This is a genomic window from Limosilactobacillus caccae (genome assembly GCF_900156885.1).
GTDB classification, from domain to species: domain Bacteria; phylum Bacillota; class Bacilli; order Lactobacillales; family Lactobacillaceae; genus Limosilactobacillus; species Limosilactobacillus caccae.
Window position 1 is genome coordinate 178,474 of record NZ_FTOY01000008.1, and the last position, 18,868, is coordinate 197,341.

17 protein-coding genes and 3 pseudogenes are annotated in these 18,868 nt (G+C 34.9%); 13 read left to right on the forward strand and 7 right to left on the reverse strand.

Features of this window, described 5'->3' with window-relative positions; all coding sequences use genetic code 11:
* Positions 1–27: 27 nt before the first annotated feature.
* From tnpC (CZ502_RS01910) to CZ502_RS01920, 3 genes and pseudogenes are all read right to left on the reverse strand, one after another.
* Positions 28–1,562 (reverse strand): annotated as a pseudogene (gene tnpC, locus CZ502_RS01910) (IS66 family transposase).
* 69 nt (positions 1,563–1,631) lie between these two features.
* On the reverse strand, positions 1,632–1,988 hold the full coding sequence (gene tnpB, locus CZ502_RS10980; RefSeq protein ID WP_076459425.1) for an IS66 family insertion sequence element accessory protein TnpB: 357 nt from the start codon (positions 1,986–1,988) through the stop codon (positions 1,632–1,634).
* Positions 1,907–2,167 carry a hypothetical protein gene (locus CZ502_RS01920; RefSeq protein WP_234982435.1) on the reverse strand — a complete coding sequence of 87 codons (261 nt, stop codon included), beginning with the start codon at positions 2,165–2,167 and terminating at the stop codon, positions 1,907–1,909. The genes tnpB (CZ502_RS10980) and CZ502_RS01920 overlap by 82 nt, the downstream gene beginning before the upstream one ends.
* Positions 2,168–2,398: 231 nt before the next feature.
* On the opposite strand from CZ502_RS01920, the gene tnpB (CZ502_RS01925) reads away from it, so the two are divergent.
* The 3 genes and pseudogenes from tnpB (CZ502_RS01925) (at position 2,399) to CZ502_RS01935 (ending at position 6,602) form a co-directional block, all read left to right on the forward strand.
* Positions 2,399–2,755: an IS66 family insertion sequence element accessory protein TnpB gene (gene tnpB, locus CZ502_RS01925; RefSeq protein ID WP_076459426.1), complete on the forward strand. Its 357-nt coding sequence runs from the start codon at positions 2,399–2,401 to the stop codon at positions 2,753–2,755.
* A 67-nt stretch (positions 2,756–2,822) separates the two neighbouring features.
* A pseudogene (gene tnpC / locus CZ502_RS01930) lies at positions 2,823–4,370 on the forward strand (IS66 family transposase).
* A 408-nt stretch (positions 4,371–4,778) separates the two neighbouring features.
* Complete coding sequence (locus tag CZ502_RS01935; RefSeq protein WP_076459427.1) at positions 4,779–6,602, forward strand: ATP-dependent nuclease; 1,824 nt, start codon at positions 4,779–4,781, stop codon at positions 6,600–6,602.
* A 160-nt stretch (positions 6,603–6,762) separates the two neighbouring features.
* Here the strand turns inward: CZ502_RS01935 and CZ502_RS10750 are convergent, their stop codons facing one another.
* Both CZ502_RS10750 and CZ502_RS11005 read right to left on the reverse strand, forming a co-directional pair.
* A complete protein-coding gene (locus CZ502_RS10750; protein WP_255372230.1) occupies positions 6,763–7,245 on the reverse strand; it encodes an ATP-binding protein in 483 nt (160 codons plus the stop codon).
* Positions 7,234–7,383, reverse strand: a pseudogene (locus tag CZ502_RS11005) (helix-turn-helix domain-containing protein); the annotation flags it as partial. The pseudogene CZ502_RS11005 and the gene CZ502_RS10750, both read right to left, overlap by 12 nt.
* A 473-nt stretch (positions 7,384–7,856) precedes the next feature.
* Between CZ502_RS11005 and CZ502_RS01955 the strand changes: the two are divergent.
* Positions 7,857–9,323 (forward strand): reverse transcriptase/maturase family protein, encoded by a 1,467-nt coding sequence (locus tag CZ502_RS01955; protein WP_159434545.1) that lies wholly within the window; start codon positions 7,857–7,859, stop codon positions 9,321–9,323.
* Positions 9,324–9,886: 563 nt separating this feature from the next.
* Here CZ502_RS01955 and CZ502_RS01965 read toward each other — a convergent pair.
* Positions 9,887–10,147 carry a type II toxin-antitoxin system RelB/DinJ family antitoxin gene (locus tag CZ502_RS01965; RefSeq protein ID WP_076459430.1) on the reverse strand — a complete coding sequence of 87 codons (261 nt, stop codon included), beginning with the start codon at positions 10,145–10,147 and terminating at the stop codon, positions 9,887–9,889.
* A gap of 398 nt (positions 10,148–10,545) precedes the next feature.
* On the opposite strand from CZ502_RS01965, the gene CZ502_RS10985 reads away from it, so the two are divergent.
* From CZ502_RS10985 to CZ502_RS01990, 6 genes are all read left to right on the forward strand, one after another.
* Positions 10,546–10,719: a hypothetical protein gene (locus CZ502_RS10985; protein ID WP_368087318.1), complete on the forward strand. Its 174-nt coding sequence runs from the start codon at positions 10,546–10,548 to the stop codon at positions 10,717–10,719.
* The gene (locus CZ502_RS01975) at positions 10,688–10,975 is read left to right on the forward strand and encodes a Txe/YoeB family addiction module toxin (protein ID WP_438267729.1); all 288 of its coding nucleotides are present in this window, start codon (positions 10,688–10,690) and stop codon (positions 10,973–10,975) included. The genes CZ502_RS10985 and CZ502_RS01975 overlap by 32 nt, the downstream gene beginning before the upstream one ends.
* Positions 10,976–11,265: 290 nt before the next feature.
* On the forward strand, positions 11,266–11,430 hold the full coding sequence (locus CZ502_RS10670) for a hypothetical protein (RefSeq protein WP_159434546.1): 165 nt from the start codon (positions 11,266–11,268) through the stop codon (positions 11,428–11,430).
* Between the two features lie 212 nt (positions 11,431–11,642).
* Positions 11,643–12,215, forward strand: a complete 573-nt coding sequence (locus tag CZ502_RS01980) for a hypothetical protein (RefSeq protein ID WP_076459431.1) — start codon at positions 11,643–11,645, stop codon at positions 12,213–12,215.
* An 87-nt stretch (positions 12,216–12,302) separates the two neighbouring features.
* Positions 12,303–13,040 carry a spr1630 family ClpXP-sensitive toxin gene (locus tag CZ502_RS01985; protein ID WP_076459432.1) on the forward strand — a complete coding sequence of 246 codons (738 nt, stop codon included), beginning with the start codon at positions 12,303–12,305 and terminating at the stop codon, positions 13,038–13,040.
* A 29-nt stretch (positions 13,041–13,069) separates the two neighbouring features.
* Positions 13,070–14,242: a spr1629 family repressor/antitoxin gene (locus CZ502_RS01990; protein ID WP_076459433.1), complete on the forward strand. Its 1,173-nt coding sequence runs from the start codon at positions 13,070–13,072 to the stop codon at positions 14,240–14,242.
* A gap of 438 nt (positions 14,243–14,680) precedes the next feature.
* Here CZ502_RS01990 and CZ502_RS01995 read toward each other — a convergent pair whose 3' ends face one another.
* Positions 14,681–15,349 carry a sunset domain-containing protein gene (locus CZ502_RS01995; RefSeq protein WP_076459434.1) on the reverse strand — a complete coding sequence of 223 codons (669 nt, stop codon included), beginning with the start codon at positions 15,347–15,349 and terminating at the stop codon, positions 14,681–14,683.
* Between the two features lie 140 nt (positions 15,350–15,489).
* Here CZ502_RS01995 and CZ502_RS10760 point away from each other — a divergent pair, with 140 nt between their 5' ends.
* The 3 genes from CZ502_RS10760 (at position 15,490) to CZ502_RS02010 (ending at position 18,783) form a co-directional block, all read left to right on the forward strand.
* Positions 15,490–16,593 carry a tetratricopeptide repeat protein gene (locus CZ502_RS10760; RefSeq protein ID WP_076459435.1) on the forward strand — a complete coding sequence of 368 codons (1,104 nt, stop codon included), beginning with the start codon at positions 15,490–15,492 and terminating at the stop codon, positions 16,591–16,593.
* 160 nt (positions 16,594–16,753) lie between these two features.
* Positions 16,754–17,794, forward strand: a complete 1,041-nt coding sequence (gene rfbB, locus CZ502_RS02005; RefSeq protein ID WP_076459436.1) for a dTDP-glucose 4,6-dehydratase — start codon at positions 16,754–16,756, stop codon at positions 17,792–17,794.
* A 71-nt stretch (positions 17,795–17,865) separates the two neighbouring features.
* A complete protein-coding gene (locus CZ502_RS02010) occupies positions 17,866–18,783 on the forward strand; it encodes a LysR family transcriptional regulator (protein ID WP_076459437.1) in 918 nt (305 codons plus the stop codon).
* The last annotated feature ends 85 nt before the right edge of the window (positions 18,784–18,868 follow it).

The window sequence follows — 18,868 nt, forward strand, 5'->3', positions numbered from 1 at the left end:
TTTAGTATAGGAGGTGGGGGCAGCTTTTTATAGACGTGTCGTTATGGTGTGCTTACAATAAGCCTCAAGTCCTTCGTCCTTGCGGTTTGGCAGGTGATCAAACAAATACTGAAAGTATTTGTAGATATTTAAGTGGTTTAACTGGGCAGTTGCTACCAGGCTATAATAAATTGCGTTCGCCTGTGCTCCGGAAATGCTCTTCGCAAATAGACTATTTTTACGAATTAATGTTGAAGGGCGAATTGACTGTTCAACTGGATTATTGGTTAATGGTACTTGCCCATCTTCAAAGATCCGATACACCCGTTTTTTTAGTTTTAAGGCATTATTGACTGCCGCTTTTAATCGCCCTTGCGGATGATCGATGCTAATTAGGTATTCATATAGCTTATCCACTAGCGGTTTCACTCGCGACTGTCGTTGCCAAAGCTTTCCCTCTCGATTATCATATTTCAACCGATTTTCCTGATAGAAAATTGGGCGCATTAATTCTAGTACTTGATATGCTTTAGACTTCTTCAACTGCTCCCGATCTATTAATTGGGTAATCCGATGAAACTCTCGGCGAATATGGACTAAGCACGAGCCAAATTTAGCCGTTGGATAGAGCCGATCACTATAACCGTTATAGCCATCACACATGATAATGCCTTGATAATCTTGACCGATAATTTGCCCAACAGTTTTTCCGGCACGAGTATTGTAATAATGAAACATCGCTATTTGGTGCTGACTAAATTCTTTCGTTGTCCTAGTTACCCAGAAATAGCTTTGTTCATTACTTTCATCAATCACCTTAAATGGTGTTTCATCCATATGAATTACTGCTTCATTGCGGGTTAATTTTAGTAATTGCTGATAAAGCGGCTCAAGGTAAGTTTGGCTAATTTTAATCATGCTAGTCGCTAGCTGTCGCCCTTCTACTGGTAAGCCGGCGGCTTGCCAGAGCTTTATTTGTCGATGAAAAGGTAAGGCAAGATTGAATTTATATTCGGCCACTTTTGCCAAAATCGTACTGGAAAAGTAGCTATGCGGTAAGATACTTTGTGGCATCTCACTGCTAATAATTAAATCACCATTATCTTTACTCGTACATTGCGCACACTTATAGCTTTCTTGAAGTAAGTTGACACAATAAAGTTCTGCCGGTTTTAAACGTGCTTCTCGACTGTATAGGTGTTGGCCAATTTTCTTCATCTCTTGATGACAATGGGGACAGTCAATATCTTTTAACTTAATTACCTCTTCAACTTGCGGGAGACGATCCAAAAAAGCGGTCCGTCGACCATTGCCCTTTGGCTTCTGGTGACGCACCACTTGCTTATCTTTCTTTTCAATCACTTCGGTGATTGAAATATCGGTAGCTTGTAGTTGGTCTAGCTCTTCATCACTAAATAGTGACTGTTGACCATCAACTACCGTTTCTATTACTTCAGTTTTTTTCCAAACATTTGGTTTTGTTGAAGTTTAACAATTGCAGTTAACTGTTCAACTTGCTTCTTTAATTCTTTTATTTGGGCTTTTAATTCCCGATTTTCTTTCTCTAAATTGCTGCTAACCATGGATACGTCACCTCCTTCTTCATTGTCCTTGATATTATATCAAAGAACCACAGCTTTAAAAAGTAGGTGTTAGTAAAAATTCCCCGGTATAGCTTTTTTAATGTTCCTCGCTGGAAAAGGATTGAGTCCTGCTAATAGATAATCTAGTTGTTGAGTGGTTAGCTCTTTTGCCTCACGACTATGTCGAGGCCACGTTAGTCGGCCATTTTCAAACCGCTTGTATAAGAGAATAAAACCTTCGCCATCCCAAAACAAACCTTTGAACCGATCACTTCTGGTTCCACAGAAAAGGAAGAGTGAATTATCGTATAATTCTAAACCATAATGCTCTGCGATAACCATTGCTAGTCCGTCAATTCCCTTGCGTAAGTCAGTCTTACCGCAGACAAGATATACATGGTCTGGCTCATGCCAATTAACGAGCATAGCGAATCACTACTTTTGCGATTATCAGTAGCTAAGATTGAATTTGCTCCTTTGTATATCGTTAGTTCAACATCGTTAACCTGTACCTTAATCGCTGGGCGAGCGTTGAAGCCATGCTTTTTAAAATTGCTTGGTTTGCTTTTGAAAACCGGTTTAATAATCTCATTTTGTTCTTCCATAATAAAAGATCTCCTTACTGAATTAATGTTTTCAGTATAGGAGACCATAGACGGTTAAGCTAGACGTATGGATATTGACTGCTTACTTTTCAACTAAACCAACCTCACCCATCAAACGTCAATGGCAACCTCACGTTGCAGCACAGATCGAAGAAGCTGGGGTTAAATTAGTCATTTTTAAAGGAGCTAGCGTCAACCTAGCGGTTGAACTAGCTAAAGCAATGATTCGCTATGCTCGTTAATTGGCAGGATCCAGATAAAGTTTATCTGGTTTGTGGTAAGACTGATTTACGCAAAGGAATAGATGGTTTAGCCATGGTGATCGCCGAAAACTATGGGTTAGAATTATATAGTAATTCTTTATTTCTATTTTGCGGAAGTCGTAATGACCGTTTTAAGGCACTCTTTTGGGATGGTGAAGGATTTATTCTCCTCTATAAGCGCTTTGAAAACGGTCATTTACAGTGGCCGAAAAGTAGTCAAGAGATTAAACTACTTGATGAGCAACAACTAACAAACTTACTTAAAGGACTCAACCCATTTCCCATACCACAAGTGCACCGTGCGATTCCAGGTAGCTTATATTAGGCCTGTTTAAATTCCTTCCACTTTGATATAATAATTAAAGATTAATCAAGTGAGGAGGTGACGCAGCATGGATAGTAAGGAACTAGAAAAAGAAAATCAAAAGCTGAAGGCGCAATTAGCTAGCGCTAATCAGCAAATTGATTATCTTCGCCAGATTATTGCCGGGCAAAAAGAGCAGTTCTTCGGGAAAAAAACTGAAGTTATCGAAAAGGTAGCAGTTGGTCAAGAGTCACTATTTAGTGATGAACAACTGATGTCGATGCAGGCACCTGATCTTTCAGTAACTGAAGTTACTGAAACAAGAGTTACCAAAGCAGTGCGTCACCACTCGAAACGGAAAAAGAGTGGGCAGCGGACTGCTTTTTTGGATTCTTTACCCCAAGTCAATGAGAGTAAAGGACTGACCGACCGTGAATGTCCAAATTGCCAGCATGAACTGAAAAAAGTAGGCAGCAAGTTAGTGCGACGAGAAGTTTGTATGAAGCCAGCCGAACTTTATTGTAAGAATTATTATCAAGCTACGTACAAATGTGAAAATTGCCATCCCGGCGGTAAAGATATCCTGATAAATAGTCAAACACCAAAGGCGTTATTAAATCATAGTTATTTATCTAGCAGCATTTTAGCTCAAGTAGCGAATTACAAATTTAACTTAGCATTGCCTTGTCATCGCCAGCTGAAGCTCTGGCACGCCGTCGGCTTGCCAATTCAGGACAAAAATTTGGACCGCGCCCTAATTAAGGTTAGTCAACGGTACTTAAAGCCAATCTATCAGGCCCTTATCAAATTAGTACAAGAAGAAGCGGTGATTCATATGGATGAAACACCCTTTCAGGTGCTCGATACACGAAAAGCTAATGGATATTTCTGGGTAACGAGAACAACAAAGGAATTCAGTAACCATCAAATTGGTATTTTTCATTATGCCAATAGTAGATCAGGTCAAATGGTTGGGAAGATCCTGGGCGAGAATTATCCAGGAATTATTATGTGTGATGGCTATAGCGGTTACAGCAATCGGCTTTATCCCAGAGCTAAATTTGGTTCTTGTTTGGTACATATTCGCCGTGAATTTATTCGAATTACCAAACTTTTAAAACCAGCCCAGCGTCGCCAAACGAAGGCATGGCAAGCAATTAAGCTATTAAGCCGCGTTTTCCATAAGGAAAACAGTCTAAAATATCAAAGCGCGAAGGAAAAGTTAGCATTGCGAAAGGAGCAGATAAAACCATTGCTTGATCAATTCTACGATTATCTAGATCGGATTGAACATCCAATGGGTAGGCTAAGAAAGGCCATTGAGAATGCGCAAAAGCTTCGCCAACGTGTGTATCGCATCTTTGAAAATGGGCAAGTGCCACTAAGTAATAATGCGGTTGAACAAGCAATCCGCCCATCGACCTTAATTCGCAAGAATTGTTTATTTGCGAAAAGTATCGCAGGAGCAGAAGCAAATGCGATTTTCTACACCTTAGTAGCAACGGCTAAAATGAATTAGTTAAGTCCTTATCGCTACTTCAAATGTTTATTTAAGAAACTACCAAACCGCAAGACATCAAATCTTGAGGGCTATTTGCCATGGGCAAAAGAAGTTCAAGAAAATTGTCATAAATAAACAAAGGCGCCTGTGATCCAAATCGTAGGATCACAGGCGCCGTTTTCAATACGTGTTGTTATGGTGTGCTTACATATCTTTGAGTATGTTTTAATATTGTTAACCAATATTCTGGTTGAATGTAGGATTCGTCTGTTAAAAAATAGTATATTTGTTAAGAAAATTATTAGGGTATAGTTTACTATACTTTAGTGGTAAGGATGTCTAAATCATTTAAATACACATGGATATTTATTGCTTATTAAACTATCAAATTAGTAAAGAATCTAAAGTTAGAATATGAAATGGTGTACAATGGAATATATGCAAAATTGAAGGTGTCTTTTTTAAGATACCATTTTTCTTAAATAATATTAATTAAAATTGTTACTGGGATGGATACTTTACAAATTATAGGGAGTATAGGAAATGGATGATAACAGAATATTAATTACAAAAATAGAAATAAAGAATTTTAGATCAATAAGGCGAGCCGTATTAGATGTAAAAAATTATAATACGTTTGTAGGACTTAATGATGCAGGAAAGTCAAATTTATTAAAAGCACTAAATCTATTTTTTAATGATCAAACAGACTATCAAGAACAATTCAATTTCAAATTAGATTTTTCATATCTTTTTCCAAAGAAAACTCATAATACTAAAGAAATAAAAATAAAGATTACTTTTTTAATACCAAAGGGATATCGTGATTCTGGTAAAATTACCTGGGAAAAAACGTGGCGGACGAATGGTTACTTTAAAGACAGAATAATTGATAGCGATGGGCAAGAATTGCATGCGCGTTCAAGAGTACCTGGAGCATTAAGACAGATAAGATTTAGATATATTCCGGCTGTAAAGAGTAAAGAGTATTACAAAGGATTATTAGCTGATCTTTACCTTTCGGTTTCATCATCTTTGGATAGCCCATTAAAAAAATCTATTTCCAATTTTTCTAATACATTAAGAAACTATACAAGTGAAATTAGTAAGAATGCACTTAAGCATTTAGGAATAACAAGTAGATTGTCGATTCCTGAGAACTTAAGTGAAATTTTCAAGGCACTTGAATTTATAACATCAGATAAAGATAGAAATTTAAATATTGACTTAGAAAAAAGAGGTGATGGAATACAAGCAAGACATATACCTTTTATTTTAAAATATATAGCAAATGAAGACCAAAAATCACGTTCTAAAGGATCAACAAAAATTGTGACTATTTGGGGATTTGAAGAGCCAGAGAATGGTTTAGAACTAACTAAAGCTTTTGACATGGCAGAAGAATTTTTAGATTATTCTAATGATATACAGATGTTTATTACAACGCATTCTCCAGCTTTTTATCTAAATAAGGATAGCGAAAATAGTAAAGTTTTTTATGTATCGAAAGATGATAATGAGGGTGAAACATTATATTTAGATAATTATAAAAAAGCAATGATTACTAGAAAAATGGGCTTAATGCCTTTAGTGGCCCCCTTTATAAAAGAAGCGCAAATAAAACTTAGAAAAGCAGAGGCAGAAATTCGTAATACTCCATTTACTGATGTTGATTCTATTATGGTAGAAGGTATGTACGATCAAAAGTACTTAGAAATGGCTATTAACCAGTACTCGCATAATAACTTGTATAATAAAATAAAGTCAAAAAAATTAAAAATAATAACTAAACCAGAAGAAGGAGGGTGTGAAAAAATCGTTAACTTAGCCAAGGCATGGATATATGCTAATAATAAGTCAAAATTATACATAATATTTGATAGAGATAAAGCTGGTGAAAGTGCTAATAAGGAATTAAATGGATTTGTAAAAGAATTTAAGCATGAACATGAAAAAAAGAGGGGGAAGGCATTACCAATTAAAAATAGTTTTTGGGAATATACTGATGCAATGAAAGAAGCTAATAATAGAAATAAGATTCACCTTTACGTTGAGGTTGAAGACTTATTATCTTTAACGTTTTGGGATGGATTATTAGGAAAAAATTATATTGAAGAGAAAAGCTATGATACTTTAAATTGTATTCTTAAAGGTATGACATCCAAAAATGAATCTCTTGACGCATTAACAGACAAATTAGGAAATCAATATCCTGAACTAAAATATTTAGTGAAGTATAAACCAATTGATCAAAAGAAAAAGCAAATTTTTAACTTAGCCCAAAAAATCTATAATGAATCTGAGAAAGATGCACTGTTAAAAAATTTTGAGCCAACTGTGAGAAAATTGGAAGAGTACTTTCAATAGAATTAGATAAAATTAAATGATTAATCCAGAATAATTTATTTGCTTTGAAATCAGTGTCAAGACCTGTTGTTTCTAATTACAGAAATAGGTAAATTATTTATGCATAATGTCAACACCGATTTAAAATTGCTAGAAATCACCGGTTTAAAAATGTACTTTTTCACCGGTTTAAATTCTGCTTTGTATGTTGTTCCGTATAGTCTTTCATCCGATATGATTTACCAGAAATCTTAAATATTTCTGAATGATGAACTAATCTATCTAAAATTGCATTAGCAATAGTAGGATTAGAAAAAGTTTGTCCCCATTTAGATAGTGGAATATTAGTAGTAACAATGATTGACTTCTTTTCATATCTTCTTGAGATAAGCTGAAAGAATAGGTTAGAGCCTAAATCATCAATTGGTAAATAGCCAATTTCATCGATTATTAGAAGCTTATAACGAAGGTAGTTTTTGAGCATCGGCTCAAGACGATTTTCTTGATAGGCTAATTTCAGTCTTTCAATTAATTCATGACATCGGTGACATCTTAAACGGCACTGATCATGCTTAATCTGGGCAGTTTCACCAAAGTAATGATGATACAGAAAATAATCAGAGTTACGTTGAAGAACACTGCCACGCTTGAGCTCACGGCCAATCGTTGACCGATGACAATGAAGTTTTCTAGCGATTGCCGTATTGGTTAATCCTAAATCGTGAAGAGCTTCGATTTGTCCACGTTGTTCACTAGTTAATTGATGGTAGTGTCGACGAGTGTTAAAATTTGATTGAGTCATGAAGATCACCTTTCTTATTTTTTGGTCAATTTAAGTTTAGGTCTTCATGGCCTTTTTGTTTAATTTATGATGTTGCACTTAGATTATAAATCCGGCAAGGATGATTTTTTAAGATTATGGATTTTATGGTATAATACTTTTATCAGATTTATGATGAGTCAGGCAATTAAGAATCTGAAGAAGCTTATAGCTTACTAATGAGATAATTTCAATAAGAATCTTAACAATTCTTAGAATTATTTCCATCTTAGAGGACTTACTCTTATTGAGCAAGTAACTGATGAATGCAATTGTTAAACACATTGTTAAGTCACCTCTAACTTTATTAAGTGATTTGAGGAAGGCTATTGCCAAGAATAAAATGAACTTGCTGAGCCTGTCCAGCAACTAAGTTCAATGCAGCCCGTGTATAAATTCTTATTTTCTCATAAGGATTAAAAATGGGTTGCTTTTTAACTTTAAAGGATGACTTTATGGAAAAGAAAATCTCATTTAATGAAATAAAGCTTTCTACATTGAGAGAATATTTACAAAGGAAAAATTTAAAAAGAACAGCGACAACGTATAAACATTTTGACAAGCCTTTATCTAATAATATCAGATGCAAAATAATTAACGAAATTATACAAAATAATAATTATGTTTCTAGTTATCGGCATTTACCGTTTATAGAATTTCCAATTGTTTTTCAAAAATATAATAGAAAAAAGAGAAAATATAATAAAACGAGGATTATATCTTTACCATCTCATCATGATGCTTTTTTATATAAGATATATTCAAAAATTTTATATAAAAGTTATGAATACTATTTAACTCAAAATAAACTTTCAGAAATACCTATAGCATATAGAACTGGCCATTCAAACATTACGGGTGCTAGGGATGCAATTGATAATATAGCTTCTCAAACTTCCTGGGTAATAAAGGGAGATTTTTCACATTTTTTTGATAACCTGAATCATGATGTGTTAATGAAGAATGTAAAAAAAGTGATTGAAAGTATTGATGGCGGAGAATTTACAGATGACTGGCGATCAATATTAAAAAATCTGATGGATTATAGATACATTAAGCTTGACGATATTATTAACAACCCAACTTACAATTTAAAAAATAGAACCTCATATGTAAAAGATTTAAAAGAATTGGATAACCTAATAGCAAATAACCAATTAAAGGTTTCACGGAAGCATAAAGTGGGAATTCCACAAGGAACTGCGCTAAGTGCAATTTTAGCAAATGTTTATATGGTAGAATTTGATGAGTGGATTAGAAAATATTTACAACGATTTAATGGTTTTTATAGGCGTTATTCTGATGATTTTATAATTGTAATTCCTGATCAAGAATTTAGTATTGAAAAAATAAGAGAAATAGAAAAAACAATAATTGCAAAAAGTCGCAATAATCTATTCTTGACCATAAAAGAATCAAAAACACGTCTTTATTATTTTGACAAAAATCGTCGAGAAATTTTTCTTCTTTCCTCTGGTAGTAATACATTAGATAAAAGTGAGTTAAATTACTTAGGCTTTTCTTTTAATGGAATTGCAGTTAATTTACGTCCTAAAACCATATATAAATTTCATTATAAGGGTAAGAAAGCCGTTAACTCGTTGGCTGAAAATATGTGGATATATAAGCAGACACAAAAAGGAATGTACAATACTGAAGATGAAAACCTAAATAATTGGCAGAAATTTGTTAAAGAAAGTGCAAATAAGGGCTATAGTATTCCGAAAAGAAAGCTGTATACTCAAATGTATCTTGTCACAAAGCCAATTAAAAGGAAAAATTTCCTTTCGTACGCTTGGAATGCACAGAAAATATTTTCACAGAGTAATGAAAAATATGAGGTTAATATCTTAAAATCAGCTCTTAAGCAGGTTGGATATCTGCAAAGAAAATTTAGCGAAGATAAAAGAAATAAGGAGTAGTTAAGAGAAAAGATCGAAGATATTCGGATATCTCTACTAATTTGATAAGTTCAGCATAGGAAAACGTTGCTAGTTATATTCTCCACTTCCATTTCTAAGCTTCAATTTTAGGTGAATAGCAAAAGGATCATGAAGCACTAAAATATCAGTGTCATGATCCTTTTTTCAATACGTATGGGGATTGACTGCTTAGCTTGAAAGCAAGCAAAAGCTTTGTCATTAAAATAATTCTGAATGTGATCCTATTCCGGTTAGGTATACAATATTTTGATTTGTCCGAATATAAAGAAGTAGATGATCTCCATTATGACCGTCAAAATGTAAATCGAGTCCTTTAATTTCAAGATCATTTAAGCTCCCCAATTGATTTTTAATTTCTTGACGTTGTTGTTTTGTTAAATTGATTGGATGTTCATAAAAATAAGAAGGAATCTTTTGGTCAGTTAAAAAACTCCCATGGTAAACGTTTATCGTTAGGAAATGGAACTTGACCATTAAAAATGCTATCCCCGCGAGATTTTTTACTTTTCCGTTATTTCTTAAAGTGGTTAGTGGGAATAACTTTACTCATTTAATAGTTTCTCCAAGTCATCATAGGAATTAGCACTCTTTAAATGAGAATCTTTCATGTCATTAATCGCTTCATCAATTGATGACATGGTTTCAGCATTTGGAATACCCCAATATTTAGGAAGGCCATCGTTAGCAACTGATGTTAATGTCATCCGAATAAAGCTTGAAATTGATAAGCCGTGTGCAGCTAATTCTTTGTTGGCTTTTTCTTTAACATCAATGGGAATTCTACTATTTACTCTTGCATCCATATTTATCACCTCTTCTATATTGTATGACAAATAACGTACAAACTCGATTAAACTGCAAGCCCCTAATTTTACAACATCATATAAAGGGGCTCTTACTGATTTGACGCTCTTGGCATTAGAAAACTTTATTCGATTAAACTGAATATATGGATATTGACTGTTTTATCAGACAACAGAGAACAGTTACCGGTTCCAGCCCTTCACAGTATCCTAACATTTAAGATGTGTACTTAATCGTGTACAAATATCTAGCGGGTTGATCTAATAAAAAAGAGGTGATAAGTCATGATCCAAGCAGTTACAACTAAAGAATTTAGAAAATCGTTTAAAAAATACGCTGATGATGTAGCAGAGTACAATGAAGCAATTATTGTTGCTCGTCCTGAAAAAAGAATGTTGTGGTAATCTCTGAAAAAGAGTATAACTCTTGGCAAGAGACAAACTATTTACTAGGGACTAAGGCCAATCGGAAAGCGCTAGCCCATTCAATCAGCCAGTTAGATAACGCTACTAACCATCACTTTTTAACACCTGCAGAATTTGATAGGATGTCAGCTGACGATCAGGCTTAATATTGATTTTACGCAAGATGCTTGGTACGAATATCTAGATTGGAAAAAGAATGACAAAAAGATGGTGAAAAGGATAGATAAAATAATTAATGATACTATTCATCATCCCTTCACCGGTATTGGTAAACCTGAACCACTGCAACACAATTTGACTGGCTTCTGGTCACGGAAAATTGATAGTGAGCATCGAATGGTGTACGATGTAACAAGAGAAGAAATACAAATAATTCAGCTTAAGTACTACTATGATAAGTGAATATAATTGTATCTTATCAAGTGTGGTTAAACTTACTTGTTCCTCTAGTAATATAGAATTAGTTACTGAAACTTGAAAGCGCCAAATTACGGTAATTGACCGTCATTTGGCGCTTTTTCGTTATAAAAATAGAAAACGCAAGACTCTTGCGTTATACTTCAAGCGCCTAAAACCTAAGTAGAAAAGAGTCTTGCGTAATGAAAAGGATAACTCAAATTCGGACCGAGAACGATACTAAAAAACTTAATTTCTTCATTTATCACGCAAATTGGTCTAAGCCAACTTAGTAAATGAATCAATTTCAAGCGTCATTCAAGGATTCAATTCACGGACAGCCAGAAATTAAGTTTATTGAAGTATTGATCTACCTGTTAAGGACACTGCAATTACAGGAAGCCGAGTTTATCAACCAAACAATTAGCCAATTCATGGCTTACCTATTGCGTAGTATCTAAAATATTCTTCTAAAGGCCGTTTAAAAACTAAATTTGATAAAGAAAGAACTAGAGCTGTTATGGGCTCTAGTTCTTTTGAGTACTTTCAAGTTTCACTATGCTATTTATATAAATAAAACATATGTTTGCATAGAGCAATCGGCTGTGCTAATATATTTTAAGAACATATGTTTTGAAAAGGCGCGCTAAATATAATTTGTGAGGCGTTTAGAATGAGTGTAGATAATAGAACTTTAACTGATAAGCAAATTCAGGATGCGTATATTTTTATAGATGGTACCTTTAATAAGAGTACAGAATTTGACCACGGATTGTTTAGTGAATGGCTTACCTTAAAAACAATACTCGATGATGGGGATGAGGAAATAGAAGTTGCAAAAGCCAATCTCTACCTTTTTAACGGTGATCAAGTTGATTTATATGAAGCTGCTGATAGTATCGATGGTGATCAAGAATTTATAGCGTCTAAACTATTAAATGTATTTCAGATTAATCCTTTGAGTAAGATTGCGATTATCGATAATTTGTTCATTAATAGTAAAAAGGCTACAGCTAAGACAAAAATAAAGCTATTGAATGAGCAAATCTTACCTTATTTATATGATCGGGGATTTGATTATGCAGTGTTCTTAAATGCAAGCATCTGCTATAAAGGGAGTTGTTTAGAGCAGGAAATAATTGACAATGCATTTGAAAATGAACTACCAATGACTCGCGAGATTGATGAATCAGCAGAATGGGGAGAAGGAATCAACCTTGTTGATCTAGAGAATTATGAGAGTTAATTGTGTATGTTATGATGATTTACTGATTAAGATAAGTAATCCTGGTGTCTCTTGAAGCTGCTTTAATAATAGAGAGGTGAAATCTTTATGCACGAACTAGCTCTCCCAGTTGAACTAGAACAGCAAATTGTGAATGGAATTATGAAGGGAGAACAGAACTATCTTCAAATGCGCCTTAGAGAAAATCCAAATTTAATAGTAAGTAATGGATTGTCATGGGCTAGAGGAAATTATATTGACACATATGTTGGCAAGGAGACAGAGACTAACTCAAAAGTTACCTATAATATTGCTAAAGCTGGTTATGCCTGGGGCTATCTTCAATTTGCATATGCTCAATCAGAGAGAAATAAAAGTTTGATTTTTGTAAAAAATATTAGGACAATTGGTCCGCAATTTAATGGATCATCTACTAATATAAGTGATTATATAAATGAATATGCCGGGATAAATAATCATCTGGTTAATAATGGAAAATTAGAAGGTAGGGGAATTAACGGATCATTTCAAATGGAATTACTACCAAGTAAGTCAATGATTGATAGTAATGATGTTGACCGATTTTATATTGTAACTTATGATCATGATGAAGGCGGGCAGTTAAGTAAAATTATTCTAACTATGCCTAATCAACGAACTAATAAGCTGTTTCAGGTTGAAGATTTATCTGAATTAATGAATAATAGTGGTATTGAGTTTAATGACGATGAATTAAATGTTGCTGGAGATAATAACTCTAATATTCCGGATGCAGTATATGGGCAACAGAAATATAGTTTTGAAGTTCCAACTACACAAACAGAACAATCTAAAAAGGAAGGTTAAATTAACCATAATGATGAGGAGGCTAATTCATGGATTATGTTGGAGATAACATTCGCCAGTTGCGTGAATTGAATGGCCTTTCTCGAAAAGAATTAGCTAATAAATTGGCAACTACAGAGCAAACTATTTCGCAATATGAAAATAATAAGATCATTCCTAATATAGGTGTCTTTAATAAGCTAAGTAATGAATTTAACGTTAGCTCGCAATACTTTTTAAAAAGAAGTTGTATTGACAAATATGTAACCAGTGAAGAGCATGTGGCATATCGCGCTGATGATAGAAGCTCACGAAAGAAAACAAAATTTGAATTACAGTATTTGAACTTTGTCGATTATTATATAAATTATTTTGAATCGTTCCTGAAGGTCCCCAAAAATAACATTGATGAACTTCAAAAAGAATCTACTAAGATACTAAATAGTATTTCAAATCGAAGTGTTGCTATTGATAAGGTTGCAAATATAGCTCGTGATTTTTTAGAAATAACTGATAATAGGAATTTGATGTTTAACCTGGAAAAAAGTGGTATCTATATTTTAGAAAAGAAAAATTTAGGACACACGATAGATGCTTATAGTACGTTAACTGATAATGGACGCCCTTTTATTGTATTAGGCACATATCGAAAGTCAGCTGTTAGAAGAACATTCGATTTAGCACATGAATTAGGACATATTTTATTACATCAAGATGTTGATATGGCAATATTAGAGAAAGAGGAATATAAAGCAGTAGAAAAAGAGGCAAGCGAATTTGCATCTGCACTATTACTTCCCAAAGACCAATTCTTGAGGGATTGTGGGAACTTAAATCATTTTGCTAATCCATTATCATATATATCGTTGAAGAAAAAATACTATGTTTCTATTGCAGCTTTAGAAATGCGAGCTTATAAATTAGGACTTTTAACTTACCAACAAAATAGGCTTTTTTACGCAAAAATTAATAAATTAGACTATAAAAATATAGAGCCATTAGATGATAAATGGGCACCAATAAAGCCTGGTAAAGTAAAAGCAATGATGGATATGGTCTTTGAGCATGGATTAATGCCAATTTCAGATATTACAAATAAGATGTACATTAGCAAAAAGTTTTTAATTGATTTGTTTGATTTAAAAGAATCATACTTTGATAAGTTTGAAAGCGAAATTAAGAGTTATTACAAGACAGAATCGAATATTATTAAGTTGTTTTGATTAGAATACTTTTTTAAGTAGTTTGTGAATTACTCAAAAATTAAATAGAAAGTTTAAAATGACCTACAGTTGTTGTTGACTGTTTTCAATTTTCTATCAGGAATATCGTAATGAGAAAGGAAAACATCAATAATAGCAGAGATGGGTAAATATCATTAATCAATACTTTTGCTGAATAATTAATCCGTTCTTTAACGTTAATTCGTAAAAATAGTTTAAGTAAAATAACATTTAAAATAGCAAAAGGATCATGAATCGCCAAATTGACGGTGGTTCATGATCTTTTTTTCAATACGTATAGATATTGATTGCTTAAGGTAATTGTGCCAATTATTGGGGGAGTTTAGGAAAAATTCAGTTAAAAAAGCACTAAGTTAGTATCTAGTTACAACTTCAACTAACTTAGTGCTTTTTTATGGGAGACAGCGAAAATGCTTACTATCTAAGTGATTTACGGTAACCTGCTGCTTGAGCTTCAGCTTCTGAATTGAAGTAGACAGCGTTAGCAGGATTCATATGGTAGCCTTGTTGGTCAGGGGTATGGTAAACCTTAGAATTAATATTTCCTACGATTTTTCCATTTGCCTGATCAGTTTTCATGTCATCATTAGTTGAAACGGCCGTTTCTGAAGAGCTTGTAGCATTAGAAGATTCTTCAGAAATTGCTGTGCTACTTTCTGAAGATGACGATGATTCAACTGGTTTGACATAACCGGTATTTGTAACGATAAAGGTTACTTTTGCGCTTTTACTATCTTCGTCGTCATCAGAAGTAATCACAAATTTACACTTTTTCGTATTTTGTGCTAATTTTAGTGTTTTTGAGAAATTACCATTCTCATCGGCTATGACTTTGTAATGATGGTTATTGCCACCATATTTTACGAAGGAGACTTTAGCGTCATTTTCAGTTTTTCCCGTGAACGTGATCGTTCCATCAGCTTCAGAATTGATCTTGATAGCTTTATTGGTAATTTGTGCTTGCTTGCCGTCAGGGATGTTGATTGTTAGTGGTGTTTGACTAGCTTCTACAGTTTGCGTATTAGGAACTGCCCATAGGCATAATCCAGCAATAAGCCCTATAAAAATCGTTGTTATCTTTTTCAAATTCCTATCCTCCAATGATTATATAACACATACTCCCACTAAATAGGTTATCATAATCAATGATCCTTTTGGGAGTCAGTAGGAAAAATATTGTTTCTCATTTTCTGTGAAACTAGAAAACTAGTGAAAGGGGAATATATATGGCACGAAGCGTATTTAGGAAGCCATCTTTAAAGAAGTCGTTTTCGGCAAGATATAAAGGAATATATAAGCGTAAGCTAAAAAAGGCATTTATTCCAGGCTACGGAACGCGTAGGGCTGGATGGATGCATCCGCAGAGAAAACTTTATAATAAGGTGTATTACCGCACGTCAATTGACACGCGAAAATTGTTAAATGGTGAGAGAAGCCACCGATACAGTACAAATAGAAATAATTCAGTGCAAGGTGCAGGGTGTGCTAGTTGGCTAATTCTTGGTTTTCTTATATTGGCATTTATAATTAGTTATCCTGTCATTGCAGTAGCTATGATAGTTATTATCGGTTATTTTATTTATCGTTATAAGCATAAAAGAATATATATCACAACTGAGAAAGTTAAGTCGACTTCGCTGCCAAAAACAGATATAAAGCCCCAAACTTCTATTAAGAAAATAGATAGTGATTGGAAGAATTTTTCACATACCCCGCAACGACATTATAGTGAATTACAGCATTATATTAGTGAAAAACCAGAGATAATAGTAAAAGACAAAAAGATTATTAATGTTAGAACAGGTTATCCCTTGGCTAAACAGTCGTCAATTGAGACATCAATTATGCAATTTCAGGAAAATTTAACAATGCCGGAGCAAAATTATGTCGAAATGGCGCAGTATGGTTATTTTGATACGGCAGTGGAGAATTATTTTATAGCAACGTATTTACCATATTATTTTGCAGGAATCGTTGCTTATAAACGTGGTGATTGGGATCGGGCTGAAGCATGGTGGCTCTCAGTTTTAAATTTGCGGCCGTTAACGGTTAGTCAAAAGTTAGCAATCATGTATCGAAAGCAAAAACGATTCGAAGATGTTGTTAGGATGTATAACTGGTCGTTACAATTTGCTAATGAGCCACTTCTAAGATTACGTGAAGATGAATATCAACAATTAATTTCTAATTTAGAAAAAGCAAGGAAAAATGCAGCAAAGCATAAACAAATTGACTGTTCGCTTGGATTACGAGAGTACCCAAATAGAGCGGACATGGCATTTATACAATATCTAAAAAAGATATCAGATGGTTTGGAAGAAGATAGCTAGTTATTATAATTAAATGCATTAAATTTACAAAAACTAAATAATACTAGCTAATGAAGGCTAATCAGAGAGACACAATTATTAGCATTGGCAGTTAACAATGAGGACTAGGGATGGTGTATTATTAACTTAATACATCATCTTTTTATGATTAGGAGGATTCATGCCAAAATTCAGAAACATCATCGTCACCGGGGGCGCTGGCTTTATCGGTTCTAACTTTGTCCGTTATATTGTCGCTAACCACCCGGAAGTTGCCCATATTACCGTACTAGATAAGTTGACTTACGCTGGTAACCCAGCCAACTTAGCAGGGTTGCCAAAAGAGAAGGTTCAATTAGTCGTTGGTGATATTTGCGATCAGGACTTAGTCGACCAGCTCGTTCAAAAAGCCGATGCCGTGGTGAACTACGCCGCCGAAAGTCACAACGATAACTCCCTAATCGACCCGGCGCCATTCATTCAAACGAACATTGTTGGCACCACCGTCTTAATCAATGCGTGCCGCAAGTATGATGTCCGCTACCACCACATCTCAACTGATGAGGTCTATGGTGACTTGCCGCTGCGAGAAAACCTCCCTGGTCATGGTGACGGACCCGGTGAAAAATTCACCCCTGATGCACCATACCGGCCGTCAAGCCCGTACTCGGCATCCAAAGCTAGCTCTGATATGCTCGTCCGGGCGTGGGTGCGGTCATTTGGCCTCCGGGCGACGATTTCTAATTGTTCTAACAATTACGGTCCTTACCAGCACATTGAAAAATTTATTCCCCGGCAGATTACCAACATTTTGAGTGGCATCCGTCCCAAACTATATGGCACCGGGAAGAACGTCCGCGACTGGATTCACACCAGCGACCATTCACGGGCGGTGTGGCAAATTTTGACTGCGGGAAAGATCGGTGAGACCTACCTAATCGGTGCCGATGGGGAGAAGAACAACCAGGAAGTCTTAGCGCTGATCCTTGAATTGATGGGTCAACCTGGGGATGCCTATGACCACGTGAAAGATCGCCCTGGTCATGATTTGCGGTACGCGATTGATGCTACTAAGCTGCGGACCGAACTCGGCTGGCGACCAATGATTACCGACTTCCGCCAGGGCCTGCAGCAAACGATTAACTGGTACAGCACCCACCAAGACTGGTGGCGTGACGAGAAGGCGGCAGTGGAAGCCCGGTACCGCCAAAATGGGCAGTGAAGAGGAGAGTAGTTTAATTTGCGGCCTTGGCTATGCAATGATAAAGTATCGGATTTTGGGGAGAGGTAAACATGAACTTTGAACAGTTGTTATATGTCGAGGTATTGACTCACTGTAAATCAATTAATGAGGCCGCCGACACACTTCATATTAGCAAATCAGGATTGAGCTCGGCCATCAATGATTTAGAAAATGAATTAGGGATTAAGCTATTTAATCGATCATATGGAGGTACTACGCTAAGTAAAGCTGGCCAGCAGTTGCTTCCGTCAATTACCAATATCTTAAGTTCAAAAAATAAATTAGAATCAACAGTTAGTGCGATCAAGGATGATACAAACCAACACGTTATCCGGGTCCAATATGTAAATACCTTATTAGAGCCATTGATTGGTGAATATATGCTTGACTACACGCGTAATAATCTAAATAGAAAGTTAAATGTTAGCTGTCACCACGCTGACAAAATAATTAAAAATGTTCGGGATAAAAGAATCGAAGCGGGACTAATCGCGGTTAATCTTGAAGAAGATAAGTCAATGATTGATGGCTTAAAATTTAGTCCAATTTGTCAGAGTAGGTTTACGCTCTTTGTCGGCCCCAAAAATGCCTTTTATTCTAAAGAAAGCATCGATAATTCAGATATTCAAAAAATGAAATTTTGCCTTTATGATGATCCGCTTAACGAAAAGAACTTTGATCGCTTGCAGATGATCTGCGGACCATTAAATGTATTATTACGGGTTAATGATAATCAAACAATTCTTCAGACAATAAAAGATACTGATGTTGCCGGACTAGGCCGGGATGCTCAAACTATTCACTCTTTATGGCCAGCGATTAGAGTGATGAAGAAGTTTACTTTGACCAACCTAATTCCAGACAAGTTTACTTTTGGTATCCTTACCCACCCAGAAAATAATATTACAGAAGAAAGCCAGGCATTTTTAACGGGGCTTATCGAAAAATTGAGAGCAGAAATTCAGTGATAGGTTATTCGCTAGTGAAGCTATCTTAGTATTATAAAGAAAAAACTCATTGAAGCAGGAAAATCTTCTAGCCGCAATGAGTTTT

Bases quoted from the DNA above. Each gene is read 5' to 3' on its own strand.
- tnpB (WP_076459425.1), bottom strand. From the start codon at position 1,988: ATGCTCGTTAATTGGCATGAGCCAGACCATGTATATCTTGTCTGCGGT.
- CZ502_RS01920 (WP_234982435.1), bottom strand. From the start codon at position 2,167: ATGGAAGAACAAAATGAGATTATTAAACCGGTTTTCAAAAGCAAACCA.
- tnpB (WP_076459426.1), top strand. From the start codon at position 2,399: ATGCTCGTTAATTGGCAGGATCCAGATAAAGTTTATCTGGTTTGTGGT.
- CZ502_RS01935 (WP_076459427.1), top strand. From the start codon at position 4,779: ATGGATGATAACAGAATATTAATTACAAAAATAGAAATAAAGAATTTT.
- CZ502_RS01955 (WP_159434545.1), top strand. From the start codon at position 7,857: ATGGAAAAGAAAATCTCATTTAATGAAATAAAGCTTTCTACATTGAGA.
- CZ502_RS01965 (WP_076459430.1), bottom strand. From the start codon at position 10,147: ATGGATGCAAGAGTAAATAGTAGAATTCCCATTGATGTTAAAGAAAAA.
- CZ502_RS10670 (WP_159434546.1), top strand. From the start codon at position 11,266: ATGAATCAATTTCAAGCGTCATTCAAGGATTCAATTCACGGACAGCCA.
- CZ502_RS01980 (WP_076459431.1), top strand. From the start codon at position 11,643: ATGAGTGTAGATAATAGAACTTTAACTGATAAGCAAATTCAGGATGCG.
- CZ502_RS01985 (WP_076459432.1), top strand. From the start codon at position 12,303: ATGCACGAACTAGCTCTCCCAGTTGAACTAGAACAGCAAATTGTGAAT.
- CZ502_RS01990 (WP_076459433.1), top strand. From the start codon at position 13,070: ATGGATTATGTTGGAGATAACATTCGCCAGTTGCGTGAATTGAATGGC.
- CZ502_RS10760 (WP_076459435.1), top strand. From the start codon at position 15,490: ATGGCACGAAGCGTATTTAGGAAGCCATCTTTAAAGAAGTCGTTTTCG.
- rfbB (WP_076459436.1), top strand. From the start codon at position 16,754: ATGCCAAAATTCAGAAACATCATCGTCACCGGGGGCGCTGGCTTTATC.
- CZ502_RS02010 (WP_076459437.1), top strand. From the start codon at position 17,866: ATGAACTTTGAACAGTTGTTATATGTCGAGGTATTGACTCACTGTAAA.